Raw genomic sequence first — 13,605 nt, forward strand, 5'->3', positions numbered from 1 at the left:
TTTTAAAAAAATCACTGCTATTTTAGGTTTTGAGCCTAAAGAGCTTAACTATTATCAAAAGGCGTTTACACACCGATCGGTTAATAAGCTAGACGACAAAGGCAATCCCTTTAACTATGAACGACTGGAATTTTTAGGAGACGCCATGCTGGGGAGTGTTATTGCTGCTCATCTCTACAATGAAGTGCCATCTGGTGACGAAGGGTATTTGACAAAAATGCGCTCAAAAATTGTGAGCCGGGAACACTTAAACGAATTGGGACGCGATTTTAATTTGGTCGGATTTGTTGACAGTAAGGTAAGTTCTAACCAATTTGGAGAAAACATTCATGGCAATCTGTTTGAAGCTTTTATTGGAGCAATCTATTTGGATCGTGGATTTGACTATTGCGAAAAATTTATTCGTACCAAAATCATCAAACAATATGTTGATATTTCAAAATTAGAAGGAAAAGTAATCAGCTATAAAAGTTTAATTATTGAATGGTGTCAAAAAGAGAAAAAAACCTTTGCTTTTGAATTTGTAGAAGATAATGGCATAGAAGGGCAAAAATATTTTGGCGTAAAACTACTCATCAATCAAAAAATAATTTCAAAAGCACGCGCAACCTCCAAGAAAAAGGCAGAAGAAAAAGCATCGCAAAGAGCTTATTTTGTCTTACAAGAAAAAATTTCTCAAAAATAATTCAAAACTAAAACGTTTGCGTTAGTAATTTAACGTTAAGAACCGTTAAACTTCAAAATTTGAATAGATTTTAATACTATATTTACATTCTAATTCTAGCTGATGGCGATCCATAAAATTCAAATAAATGATTTTATTTCAGAGGATTATGAACTCATTGCAATTCATTCATCCTTGGAGGATTACAAATTAGCCTATGCCATTAATAGCATTTTAGACACGCGATTGATCAAAAATGAATCCAATATTGAAATCGCCATTCCAGAAGGAAAGAGCGCTTTTAGTAATTACATTTTTGACGACGAAGAACGTGATGTACAATGGAGTTTAATTGAGAATAAAACCACCATAAGTACTTCAAAAAAAAAGACCACGCAATTGTTTGACGCCGTAGACATTACCGTCTTTTTATTGCCAGAATATAAAAAAGTGGATTATCTCTTGAAGATAGAAAACATAGATTATGAATTTGATGAAGAAGACATGATCGAAAAAATACTATCGATAAAAAATGTGACAACGGCCTATATTATTGAAACAACGAATTTAAAATCTAAAAATAATTTAATATTTTAAAAATGCCAACGAACAAAAAAACTAAAATTGTAGCCACATTAGGCCCTGCTTGTAGCTCAAAAGAAGTCATAAAAAACATGGTTGATGCTGGTGTTAATGTATTTAGAATTAACTTTTCACATGCCGATTATACTGATGTTTCGGAACGCATAAACATCATCCGTGAATTGAACGAGGAATTTGGCTATACCACTTCGATTTTAGCCGATTTACAAGGTCCAAAACTTCGCGTTGGAGTTATGAAAGAAGATGTAGTGGTAAGTAAAGGTGATCTGATTACATTTACAACCGCAGAGGATGTGCTTGGAACTGCCTCTCGTGTGTATATGAATTATAAAGAATTTCCTAAGGATGTTAATCCTGGAGAAAGAATTTTATTGGACGACGGAAAATTAATTTTTGAAGTAACCAAAACCGATAAAAATACAGAAGTTGAAGCGGTCGTAGTTCAAGGAGGTCCGTTAAAATCTAAAAAAGGGGTAAACTTACCCAATACAAAAGTGTCGCTACCGGCATTAACCCAAAAAGACATCAAAGACGCATTGTTTGCTATTGAAAATAAAGTAGATTGGATTGCGCTTTCGTTTGTAAGAACGCCTAAAGATCTGGAAGAATTGCAAGATTTAATTGCCAAACATTCTGACCATAAAATTCCAATTATAGCCAAAATTGAAAAACCTGAAGCCGTAGAAAACATCGATAAAATCGTTGCTTTTTGTGATGCGCTAATGGTAGCTCGTGGCGATTTAGGAGTAGAAGTTCCTGCAGAGGAAGTTCCATTGATCCAAAAAAAATTAATTCACAGAGCCAAAACAGCTCGTATTCCGGTAATTGTTGCTACACAAATGATGGAAACTATGATTACTTCATTAACACCAACGCGTGCTGAAGTTAATGACGTAGCCAACTCGGTAATGGACGGTGCCGATGCGGTAATGTTATCGGGTGAAACTTCGGTAGGAAATTATCCGGTTGAAGTAATTGAAACTATGACTCGAATTATCAAAAGCGTTGAAGATTCTCCGCTAATTAAAGTGCCGTTAAGTCCACCTAGCATTAGAACCAATCGCTTTATTACCAAATCCATTTGTTATCACGCCGCAATTATGGCCGATGCCATTAACGCAAAAGCTGTTACTACGTTAACCAATTCGGGATATACCGCATTTCAGATTTCAGCTTGGCGACCAAAATCACACATTTTAGTATTTACATCTAACAAACGCATCTTAACGCAATTGAACCTTTTATGGGGCGTAAGAGCTTTTTATTACGATAAATTAGTAAGTACAGATGACACCATAGACGACATCAATAAAATTTGTTTAGAAAAAAACTATGTAAACAAAGGCGATATGTTGATTAACTTAGCCGCTATGCCTGTAGTAGATAAAGGAATGGTAAATACCTTACGTGTTTCTGAAATCGAATAAACGATAATACACAAAAAAATTAAAGCGATCTTAGGGTCGCTTTTTTTATTAGAACTGCAAACGCAATTGCACCGAAACACTTTTTTGAGGCAGTTCAATTTTAGAAGTCTCTTCATTGTTTAGATTGTGAATGGAAATACCCAGTAAGCGAACCGAGTTTCGTAGGCGCTCTTGGTATAATAAATCTTTTGCCACGTCTGCAATAATGGCTTTATCCGTAATAAAATAGGGCATTGTTTTACTTCGAGTTTGTAAAGTAAAATCAGAATATTTAATTTTTAATGTAATGGTTTTTCCGGCAATTTTACTTTTTTTCAAGCGTTTCTCCAATTCAGCAGCTATGTTTAGCAAGCGCTCTTCTAAATAAATTTCAGAAGATAAATTTTCGTTGAAAGTGCGCTCGGCTCCCACTGATTTGATCTTACGATTAGGTTTTACTGCACTTTCATGAATGCCACGTACGATTTGAAAATAATGCAACCCACTATTCCCAAAGTGTTTTTCTAAATAGTCCAACGGCTTTTGCTTCAAATCAATGCCTGTGAAAATGCCCAATTGGTACATTTTTTCAGCCGTCACTTTGCCAATGCCGTAGAATTTTTTTACATCTAATTTTTCTAAGAAAGAAGCCACTTCATCTGGATGTACCGTTTTTTGCCCGTTGGGTTTGTTGTAATCAGAAGCAATTTTTGCTACAAATTTATTAATCGATATGCCCGCAGATGCCGTAAGTCCTACTTCTTCGAAAATGCGTTGTCTAATTTCTTGCGCAAGCAATGTAGCACTTGGATTGCCTTTTTTATTTTCGGTAACATCAAGATAAGCTTCGTCTAACGATAGCGGTTCCACCAAATCGGTATACTCAAAAAAGATATTTCGTATTTGCTTTGAAATTTCTTTATACCGATCAAAGCGAGGAGGCACAAAAATTAAATCGGGACATAATCTTTTGGCTTGTATGCCACTAATTGCACTTCGAACACCGAATTTTCTTGCTTCATAACTTGCAGCGCTTACAACGCCTCTAATTTCGCTTCCACCTACTGCCAGCGGTTTGCCTCGCAAGTGGGGTTGATCCATTTGCTCCACAGAAGCATAAAAGGCATCCATGTCGATATGAATAATTTTTCGAAGGGTGTTAGGCGTAAGCATATTACAAATTTATAGTATATTTGAGAATTATACGAGAATCCCTTTTATTTTAACGATGCATAATACCATCATGAACGAAATTGAGCGTAAATTTTTAGTTACTTCCAATACCTTTCTATCTGAAAGTACAACATCTTATCGTATTGTACAAGGTTATTTAAATACCGCTCCAGAACGAACGGTGCGCATTCGCATCAAAGGAACAAAAGGCTATATTACCATAAAAGGAAAAGGAAATGCAACGGGAACTACTCGTTTTGAATGGGAAAAAGAAATTACTCTTTTAGAAGCCGAACAATTATTGTTATTGTGTGAAGAGGGTGTAATCGATAAAATTAGGTATGAAATCCCGGTGGGGAATCATTGCTTTGAAGTGGATGTTTTTGCGGGTGTAAACCAAGGGTTGATCGTTGCAGAAATTGAACTCCAAGCCGAAAACGAGGCGTTTGAAAAACCCAATTGGATAGGAAACGAAGTTACCGGTCAAGAACGCTATTATAACGCCTACTTGAGTGTAACTCCATTTAAAGACTGGGAACGCTAATATTATTCTATAATTTCAAGATTCACGCGCAAAGGGGCTCTTCCATTGTTGTGGGAAATTTCTAAAAACGGCTTTTTAGCCATATCTATTTCTCTTTGTTTGGTGAACGGTCCTCTATCTGTAATCGTAACAATGACACTTTTCCCGTTTGCTGTATTGGTGACCTTAACTGTGGTGCCAAACTTTAACTTTTTATGGGCTGCCGTATAATTATTGTTGTGAAAACGAGCACCACTAGCGGTTCTTCTTCCATTAAACTTATCAGCATAATGTGACGCTTCTACATTTTTTTTATAAAGCGTGATTTTTATTTTCGCTAACGAATCCTGCTTTTTTGCGATTATTATGGCTAGTGAATCCTGCTTTTTTATACTGTCGACAATAGCGGTTTCTCTAATTGGATTTTTACCCGTATCAGAGAAACTACTTATGGCAATAATGAGTACGAGTAATGGAACTATATATCGTATTTGCTTCATAGTTTGTTTTTTGTTGTACGCTTATGCCAACCATTGTTTGTATGGAATCATGGCTAACAAAAGCACTAATCCTATTGCATAAAACAAGGCGATTTTTTTAAACTTACCATTGTTACTTTCTTCTTTTTTATGTTTAGACCATCCGATTGTGATGCATACTAATGCCAAGATATTTGTAAAAGGATGCTCCACTAATACGGTTCGTAAAGTCGAATCGGCCATAACTTTCATCCCTAGTGTAGACCAAGCTTCTAATTTTGGGGTGACAAAATACAAGATAAGACCAATTGCTAATTGGATATGACAAACCATCAATGCCACTAATGAAATGCTTCGGTCTTTTGATTTGAATAAGCTTTTAGAGGTAAGCCCTAAAAAGGCATTGATTACCGCTAATGTCAATACTCCTAATGCCGCATAAGCTACAGTAGAATGAAGAGAAAGAAGAGTGCTGTACATAGTTTATAGTTTTATTGTGAATTACAAATATAATAAATAAAAAACCTCTCACTCAAAAAAATGAGTGAGAGGTTCAATATGTTTATCTAAAAAGTATTAGAAGTTATAACGAATTGTGAAGTTCCATGTTCTTCCAAAACCAAAGAACACTTGGTTCGCATCTGCTACACCATTCCATGTTCTTCCTCTAGAAGCATATGTGTCAACTCCATTTCCACCTGGTCCTTGAGGGCCTGTTGGTGTACTAGGGATAATATCTGAAGCAAAAATATTAGTTCTAGATTCAGCAATATACATGTAATCAAATACGTTGTTGATGTTCAATCTGAAGTTTAATGCATCTGATTTATCTTTTCCAAATAAGAATTTGTAAGAAATACCAGCATCTACTAAACCATAAGATGGTAATTGTAACGTTCCTTTATTGTCATACGTTGTTTGTCTTGTTGGATCTAAACTAGCGTACAATTTATCAGCGTATCTATAATTAGCATCGATAGAAAAAGTTTTTGTGAAATCAAAACTTGCTCCAGCACTTGCTGTAAACTGAGCAACATCCCCTACTTTAGTTCCCGCAACAAAATAGGTTGGAGCAGTACCCCCTGTAATTTCGTTATTATTTACATCAAATCTTCTTCCAGTAATATCATTTTCATATTCCCAGTTCCCGATTGAGATCATACCGTTTAATTTTAATTGATCCAATTTAGCGGTCATATCCAATTCTATACCTGTATGTACTTGCGTAATACCTTGAAAATCATAATATCCACCAGGATTGTCAATTGCAGCATCGCCAGATCTTTGGTATCTATCTTTCCACTTTGTGTAGTATAAATTTAAGTTGGCGTTAAATACAGACGAACGGTATCCTAAACCTTCTTCAAAACCAATCACTTTTTCGTTTGTTAAATTTTCATTCACAACAGAAGCATTGTTTGGATACACTGCATTAAAGAACGGTTGTTTTGAATAGTATCCTAAATTAGCGAAGAAGTTGAAATGCTCATCAAAGTTATAGTTAAGACCCCCTTTAATGTTTCCTCCTAAAATATTTTCATAATCTGTAGAAGCTAATTTATCTGTCTCTAAATATTTAAAGAAATCATCTCTTCTAAATCCTTGGTTTGAAACCGCTGCTTGAACAAAAGCAGATAATTTTTCAGAAGAATATTCTAACTGTGTAAACGCTCCGTACCAATTTACTAAACCATCATTGTTGTAGTTGATTTTAGCTTTTTGGTAATCCAAACTGTAGAATGGATTTAAATGTGGTCTCGCTTGATACGTTGAAGTCAATACTCTACCAGGATTGTTAACATCTGTATTGTCAAAATAGTTAGTTGATCCTAACAAATCTGTAATGTTTTGATAGTGAATTCCTCTATAGGTTCTAGCATCTATACCAAAATCTAAGGTCAATTCGTCTGATAATTTTTTATTCAAATTGATTACTCCACCATACCAGTTGTGTGAGTTGATGGAAGCAATTTTAGAAATACCATTTGTTGCATTGTTGCTAGTAGAAGATGTGTTTTGGTACCCTCCACCTGCAACTTGTGCTCTTGTAAATGAAACACCGTTAATTACTACAGGTTGACCTGAGTTATAATCTTGAATCAAATCAACATTAATAGAACCATCTGGCATTCTTAAATTAGGAGCAAAAAAGCGGTTTCCTCTTACAGCACCTGCACCATTACTTCCTCCTCCACGACCCCAAGAGCCATAAAGTACGGTTGACAATTTCGTAGTCTCATTGATTTTGAAATCCCAGTTGATTGACATGATTGGTTTGTGGTAGAAATTCGTTCTAAAACTATATTCTTGACCATTTAAATATCCCCAATCTGAGTTGTATTTGATGTTTGGTTCGCCTTGACCGTATCTAACATAATCGGCAATTGTAGGAGCAGCACTTCTTTGGTTGTGCCATTGTGGAGCACCTGTAAATGTAAATTGAAAATTGTGTTTGTCGTTTAATTCATATCCTACCGCCACAAAATAATTTCCTCCTTCAAACTTCGTTCCATCAACATAACCATCTCCTGTAGTTTTGCTTAATAAAACAGAAGTTGATAAACCATTTTTCATTTTACCTGTTGAATAGGAAGCTTGAGTTTTTAAATAGTTATCATTACCAAAACCTGTAGAAACATTACCCCCTTGTTTTAAATCGGCAGCTTTAGTTACTACATTGATAGTTCCTCCAACAGATGAGATGGCTAACTTAGAAGAACCTAATCCTCTTTGTACTTGCATCGCAGAAGTCACATCAGATAATCCAGCCCAGTTAGACCAATAAACCGCACTGTTTTCCATATCGTTAACCGGCATACCGTTGATCATTACCGCGATATTTCTTTGGTCAAATCCACGAATGTTAATTCTAGAATCTCCAAAACCTCCACCTGCTTTAGTAGCATATACTGAAGGGGTATTGGCTAACATTTCTGGAAACTCTTGGTTTCCTAATTTTGCTTGGATTTCTGCTGCTTTGATGGTAGAAACCGCTACTGGCGTTTTTCTATCTTTAGCAACATCCATAATTCCTTTACCAATTACCACTACGTCGTCTAACTCAGATACGTTAGTGCTAATAGATACTGTACCTACGTTTGTAGATTCTCCAGTAACGGTAAATTTAATTGTTTTTGTTTCAAAACCTAAAAAAGAAATTACAATTTCCCCTGATTTTTGAGTAGTTGTAAGTTCAAATTTTCCGTCAAAATCGGTAGCAACACCATTTGTTGTACCTTTGATAACAACACTAGCTCCTGCTAAAGGTTGTTTTAACTCTCCATCGGTTACAGTACCTGTAACTTTAGACTGAGAAAACATTGTTAGGCTTGACAAAAAGAAAAACCCAAAAAGAAATACATTTTTAAAAATTTTCATTTGCTATGTTTTTAAAATATTTTGTGCAAAGTTGCTACAAGATTTTAATTTTAATGTTAAGTTAATGTTAACAAAAGTGATTTGGCATTAAAAAACTTAAAAAAATGTTAAGAATTTAGATGCGATCTTCAAATAATCTTTTTTTGAACTCACTTGCTTACAAATTTGTATCGCTAATTCATGTATTTTTTTAATAAGAAAGTCGTCGAACTATCGTGGACTTGTGGTGCTTTGTCCACTATTTCATTCAAGATGCTACTGGCCAACTGTTTTCCGAGTTCAACCCCCCATTGGTCATAGCTAAAAATATTCCATATGACACCTTGTACAAATATTTTATGCTCGTATAAAGCCACTAAAGCGCCTAAACTTGCAGGCGTTAATTTGTCAATCAACAATGTATTTGTGGGTTTGTTTCCGGCAAACACTTTAAATGGTAATAAAAAGGCTGCTTTTTCTCCCGAAATACCTTGTTTTTGGAATTCGGATTTTACTTGGTCTTCGGTCTTGCCCATCAATAAAGCTTCGGTTTGGGCAAAGAAATTAGACATCAATTTATCATGATGGTCTTTATTTCCATATAATGCTTCTTTATATCCAATAAAATCGGTCGGAATCAACTTGGTTCCTTGGTGAATTAATTGAAAAAAAGCATGTTGAGAATTGGTTCCGGGTTCGCCCCAAATGATAGTTCCCGTTTGATAATTGACCGATTTACCATCTCTTCCAATACTTTTCCCATTACTTTCCATGATACCTTGTTGTAAATAAGGTGCCAATTTTTGTAAGTATTGCGTATACGGAATTAAAGCTTCACTCTCAGCGCCAAAAAAATTGTTATACCAAATGCTCAACAACGCCAATACGACCGGTATGTTTTTTTCAAATGATTCGTTTTTAAAATGTTCGTCCATTTCATGAGCGCCTTCTAATAACTGATCAAAATGATCAAAACCAACGGCCAAGCTAATAGATAATCCTACAGCACTCCACAAAGAAAAACGGCCACCTACCCAATCCCACATTGGAAAAATATTATCGGGATTGATGCCAAATTCCGTTACTTTTTGAATGTTTGTTGACACAGCTACAAAATGCTTGGCTACGTCATCTTGTGTTGCCGATTGTAAAAACCAACTTCTGATGGTTTTGGCATTAGACAAGGTTTCTTGTGTGGTAAAGGTTTTGGAAACAATTACAAAAAGAGTAGTCTCCGGATTTACTTTTTTGAGAATTTCATTCACATGATCACCATCTACATTGGATACAAAATGAACATTCAATCGATTTTTATAATATTGTAAAGCTTCCACAATCATTGCCGGACCGAGATCGGAACCTCCGATACCAATATTGACTATATCGGTGAAAGGTTTGCCGGTATATCCTTTTCGTTGCCCAGCTATGATTTCATTTGAAAATTGCTTGATTTTATTTTTTACGGCATAAATTTCTGGCATTACATTCGTTCCGTCTACAAAAACTGTTGCGTTTTCTTTGGCACGTAATGCCGTGTGCAAAACGGCTCTGTTTTCGGTTTGATTGATAAGCTCTCCTTTAAAATATTTTGAAATAGCCTCTTTTAATTGCACTTCATTGACCAATTCCTGCAACAAATCCAGGGTTTCATTCGTCACAATATTCTTAGAATAATCTACTAAGAAATCATTCCACTGCAGGTGCATGTGTTCGGCTCTTGCCGGTTCGTTTGCAAATAAATCTTGCATTTGAACATTTTTTAGGGTTTCAAAGTGCGCTTGTAACTTTTTCCAAGCAGCGGTTTGTGAAGGATTGATTTTAGCTAATGCCATTATTCTTTAAATTTTAATGCGGTTATTTGATCTAACTCTTTTTTCAGCGGCGCAATGTGCTGTAAATATTTTTGCTTATCGGAACTTCCCATAGGTTCTGTATTGGGCAATTTTAAACGCAACGGATCTACTTGTACGCCGTTTTTCCAAAAACGATAACATACGTGGGGTCCTGTGGCCAAGCCGGTACTTCCAACTCTTCCGATGGTTTGACCTTGCGAAACGCTTTGTCCGTTGCGCACCATTATTCTTGACATGTGCAAATACTGGGTCGAATAGGTACCGCTATGGCGTACTTTCACGAAATTACCATTTCCAGCCGTATAGCCTGTTTTTTCTACAACCCCCGAAGCAGTTGTTTTAATTGGTGTTCCGTGCGGTGCAGCATAATCGGTGCCGTTATGCGCTTTAAAGCGCATTTGAACTGGATGAAAACGGCGTCCAGAAAAACGCGATGAAATTCGAAAATAGTCTAGGGGCGCTTTTAAGAACATGCTTTTTAACCCTTTTCCATTTTCGTCATAATAATCTTCCTTTTTTTGATTATCGTTCAATTTATACGGAAATGCAAATATTTTTTTGCCTTTGTGCTCAAAATACGAAGCCTCAATACTCTCAACACCAATATATATGGAATCTTCCATAAATTTTTCATTGATGGTTACCGCAAATTTGTCGCCTTTTTGAATTTTGAAAAAGTCGATTGTATAGGCATATATGCCAGCCAATTTGGGGGCTAGAGCTGGACTCACACCCGCATTACTTAAGGTTTCCGACAAGGATCCATTGATTTCGGCCGCCACTACTCTTCGTTTAATTTTAGTAGGTTTTTGTTTGTTTGCTACGACTAAAGAATCTCTAAAATCAATAACGGTATATTGTATTCTGTCTTCAATATAAACGAGGGCCTTTAGTGTATTTGGTTTTTTCTTATCCAAAAAAAGAAGATACGGTTTTCCCACTTTGATTCTTCTGACGTTGAAAGAATCTTTTACTTTTTCGGTAACTTGATGCACCGTGAGACTATCTCGCAATGGAAATTTATCTAAAAGCGCCCCAAACGTATCGCCCGAACGAATGGTGTCTCTGATCACTTTGTAATCATTAAAAGTAAACCCATACTCTTTAATAATGGGCTCTTTTTTTACTATTTTGGCTTTCTTATTGTCCTCTTTTGTAGTACAGGCTGTAAATAAAGAGCAAAAGAAAACAAGTATTGTAAGGTATCTCAATGTTTTTTATTTCTAAGATGTTAGGCGCCCCAATTTTCAATTTCCTCAGCCGACCATAATTCGGGGAAGAAAATTCGTTTTTGGTATTTCGGCAACATGTATTTTTTCCAATCACTGCCACCGGTGGCTTCGTGATTTCCAGGTACACTCTCAATATATTTTTTGGCCGCATTGAAATGCCCCATAACCCATGTAATATTTACAGTTACATCATAATGGCGCATGGCGGCCACTAATGCTGGGTTTTTTTGATCGGCTTCGGGTAATTGTTTGAACTTACGCCATAGGTTGATGGTGTTGTATTCTTCCATATGAGCCAAGAATTGTTTTTTGTATTTCCTTTCGAATTCTAAAATTAAAAATGATTTTTCACCCGTTTGATAATCTTTTCCTCCCGCTTGCCAATACAAATGTTCAAAGGCATGTTCGTAGGGCGTATTTCTATCGATGGTCGCTCTAAATCGGTTATCGATAAGGTTGATCAAATCGGTGGAAGAAAATTCTATGAACCGATACTGCGCCGATTGAAATCCGCTGGCTGGAGTTAAGGTGTTTCTAAATTTTAAATATTGTTCGGGTTCCATTCCGTCTTTCATAATATCAAAAGAAGTGGTTAGCATGTCGAAATAGCGACTTATGCGTCCCAATTTTTCGGTGAAATAGACGGTGGAAGGTTGTTCGGTATGACACAATTGCTCCATTTCCCAAAGAATCATTTTAAACAACAATTCGTTTACTTGATGGTACATGACAAAAACCATTTCATCGGGCAAGGTAGTGCGTTGTGTTTGCAAGCTAAGCAAGGCATCAGTTTGTATATAATCCCAATATGTAATGGGTTTTGCCCAAAGCAAGCCTTCTAAATGCGTCGAGGTATTTTGATTGATCGCTGTAAACTTATCATTTAGTTGATTTAATTGTTCTTGGATTTTTGGGGTAATTTCCATTCGTTATTTACTTTTAATTTTAAATGAATATTTTAGTCCTTTAAAAGCTTCAATATCTGCTTTTAGTGATCCAACGGCCAAACTTGCTTTAACGCGAATGGGAATTTTATTGTCGTCATCAGACACCCAAACCGTTAAGCTCTCTTCTTCTTGGAACACCCTTCCGGCTTGAACATAAGGTCTAAATATCAGGCACGAAACTTTTCCAAATTTAGTACTTATATCTTCTTTACCTAAAAATTTTAACTTAAATTTTGTGGTTTCCCCATCAAAAAACATATCTATTGCTATGGATTCTCCAACTTTTAATTTGTCAATTTTGGGATGATTTCTCAAATAATAATAGGAAGAAACGATGTCTTGGACTTCTTCAGGAACGGATAACGTCTTTTCTTTATCGTGTTTGTAGTCTTTAACCAATACCGTGTTTTTGGCTTGGTTGAAAAAACCTACTTGATTTTTGGTATAACCTCCTTCATCGATTTTTCGAACAAATTGATACGGTTTTCCCGTTTCTTTATCAAAATAGCTTTCGTAATTATCGTCTACATTGAAAAAAAACTTGGTCATTCCAATGGTCCACCCTTTTCCGATGACATGATGTACTTTTTTGTTGTTTTTGGTCGCCTCTTTGACCTCAAGTGTAGCATAACCCGCATTGACAACGCCATAATGAATTCTCATTTTAAGCCATTCTCCCGTAGTATATGCATTTTCTCTTTGATCAAACGAATTGGTAAGTACAAAAAGCACTGCAAGTGTTGCTAATTTTTTCATAATATAATTTATGTCTAAAAGAAAATGCAATTTCTGTTCCAAAAATAGTAAAACAAAAAAACCCAATCAAAAATATGACTGAGTTTTTATGCTATTAACCAACCAAAAACTATAAATTATGAAAATTTATTACAAGTTGTAGAGCAAACTACCTCTCTACATTTGCAAGGCAAAGGTAAAATCATTTTTATGTTATTCTCAGCAAAAATCAAACTTTAACATATTTTTATTAAAAATAATACTACTACAACGTTGTATTCTAATAATTGTTTAATGAAAATTGGTTTTTATAATGTTCCTCGTAATGCTTGCTCTCTTTCAATAGATTCAAAAAGCGCTTTAAAGTTACCTGCGCCAAATCCTTTGGCGCCCATTCTTTGAATAATTTCGAAGAAGAGTGTTGGGCGGTCTTCTACCGGTTTGGTAAAAATTTGCAACAAATAGCCTTCCTCGTCTGCATCAATCATGATGCCTAATTTTTGAAGTTCGTTAATGTCTTCTTTAAATTTAGACATGTGGTCTTTTAATCGTTCTGGAATTGCATCATAATAGGCTTGAGGCGGCGTGCTTAAAAATTCAATTCCTCTTGCGCGCATTTGTGCAACTGTTGTT

General features: G+C 35.7%; 12 protein-coding genes and 1 pseudogene. 4 read left to right on the top strand and 9 right to left on the bottom strand.

Translation table 11 applies throughout. From position 1 onward, the window contains the following. From rnc to pyk, 3 genes are all read left to right on the top strand, one after another. The coding region (rnc, locus tag ACIQ6Z_RS06980; protein ID WP_396210200.1) for a ribonuclease III at positions 1 to 685 on the top strand (685 nt) is incomplete at its 5' end. Positions 686 to 787: 102 nt separating this feature from the next. Next, on the top strand, positions 788 to 1,261 hold the full coding sequence (locus ACIQ6Z_RS06985; RefSeq protein WP_396210201.1) for an IPExxxVDY family protein: 474 nt from the start codon (positions 788 to 790) through the stop codon (positions 1,259 to 1,261). A 2-nt stretch (positions 1,262 to 1,263) separates the two neighbouring features. Beyond that, entirely contained in the window at positions 1,264 to 2,694 is a 1,431-nt protein-coding gene (gene pyk, locus ACIQ6Z_RS06990; protein ID WP_396210202.1) for a pyruvate kinase, read from the top strand. 48 nt (positions 2,695 to 2,742) lie between these two features. Here pyk and dinB read toward each other — a convergent pair whose 3' ends face one another. Next, entirely contained in the window at positions 2,743 to 3,846 is a 1,104-nt protein-coding gene (gene dinB / locus ACIQ6Z_RS06995) for a DNA polymerase IV (RefSeq protein ID WP_396210203.1), read from the bottom strand. A 70-nt stretch (positions 3,847 to 3,916) separates the two neighbouring features. Between dinB and ACIQ6Z_RS07000 the strand changes: the two genes are divergently transcribed. Then, positions 3,917 to 4,390, top strand: a complete 474-nt coding sequence (locus ACIQ6Z_RS07000) for a CYTH domain-containing protein (protein ID WP_396210211.1) — start codon at positions 3,917 to 3,919, stop codon at positions 4,388 to 4,390. 2 nt (positions 4,391 to 4,392) lie between these two features. On the opposite strand, the gene ACIQ6Z_RS07005 is transcribed toward ACIQ6Z_RS07000, so the two are convergent. From ACIQ6Z_RS07005 to ACIQ6Z_RS07040, 8 genes and pseudogenes are all read right to left on the bottom strand, one after another. Continuing rightward, positions 4,393 to 4,869 (bottom strand): septal ring lytic transglycosylase RlpA family protein, encoded by a 477-nt coding sequence (locus ACIQ6Z_RS07005; RefSeq protein WP_396210204.1) that lies wholly within the window; start codon positions 4,867 to 4,869, stop codon positions 4,393 to 4,395. A 21-nt stretch (positions 4,870 to 4,890) separates the two neighbouring features. Further along, positions 4,891 to 5,328, bottom strand: a complete 438-nt coding sequence (locus ACIQ6Z_RS07010) for a hypothetical protein (RefSeq protein ID WP_396210205.1) — start codon at positions 5,326 to 5,328, stop codon at positions 4,891 to 4,893. A 96-nt stretch (positions 5,329 to 5,424) separates the two neighbouring features. Further along, positions 5,425 to 8,226 carry a TonB-dependent receptor gene (locus ACIQ6Z_RS07015; protein ID WP_396210206.1) on the bottom strand — a complete coding sequence of 934 codons (2,802 nt, stop codon included), beginning with the start codon at positions 8,224 to 8,226 and terminating at the stop codon, positions 5,425 to 5,427. A 173-nt stretch (positions 8,227 to 8,399) separates the two neighbouring features. Beyond that, a complete protein-coding gene (pgi, locus tag ACIQ6Z_RS07020; protein WP_396210207.1) occupies positions 8,400 to 10,037 on the bottom strand; it encodes a glucose-6-phosphate isomerase in 1,638 nt (545 codons plus the stop codon). Beyond that, positions 10,037 to 11,269, bottom strand: a complete 1,233-nt coding sequence (locus ACIQ6Z_RS07025) for a peptidoglycan DD-metalloendopeptidase family protein (RefSeq protein WP_396210208.1) — start codon at positions 11,267 to 11,269, stop codon at positions 10,037 to 10,039. Before ACIQ6Z_RS07025 ends, pgi begins: the two co-directional genes overlap by 1 nt. Positions 11,270 to 11,289: 20 nt before the next feature. After that, a complete protein-coding gene (locus ACIQ6Z_RS07030; protein WP_396210209.1) occupies positions 11,290 to 12,216 on the bottom strand; it encodes a tryptophan 2,3-dioxygenase family protein in 927 nt (308 codons plus the stop codon). A gap of 3 nt (positions 12,217 to 12,219) precedes the next feature. After that, positions 12,220 to 12,993 carry a DUF3108 domain-containing protein gene (locus ACIQ6Z_RS07035; protein ID WP_396210210.1) on the bottom strand — a complete coding sequence of 258 codons (774 nt, stop codon included), beginning with the start codon at positions 12,991 to 12,993 and terminating at the stop codon, positions 12,220 to 12,222. 287 nt (positions 12,994 to 13,280) lie between these two features. Then, positions 13,281 to 13,605: pseudogene (locus ACIQ6Z_RS07040) on the bottom strand (4-hydroxyphenylpyruvate dioxygenase); the annotation flags it as partial.

Source organism: Flavobacterium sp. (genome assembly GCF_044376915.1).
GTDB lineage: Bacteria > Bacteroidota > Bacteroidia > Flavobacteriales > Flavobacteriaceae > Flavobacterium.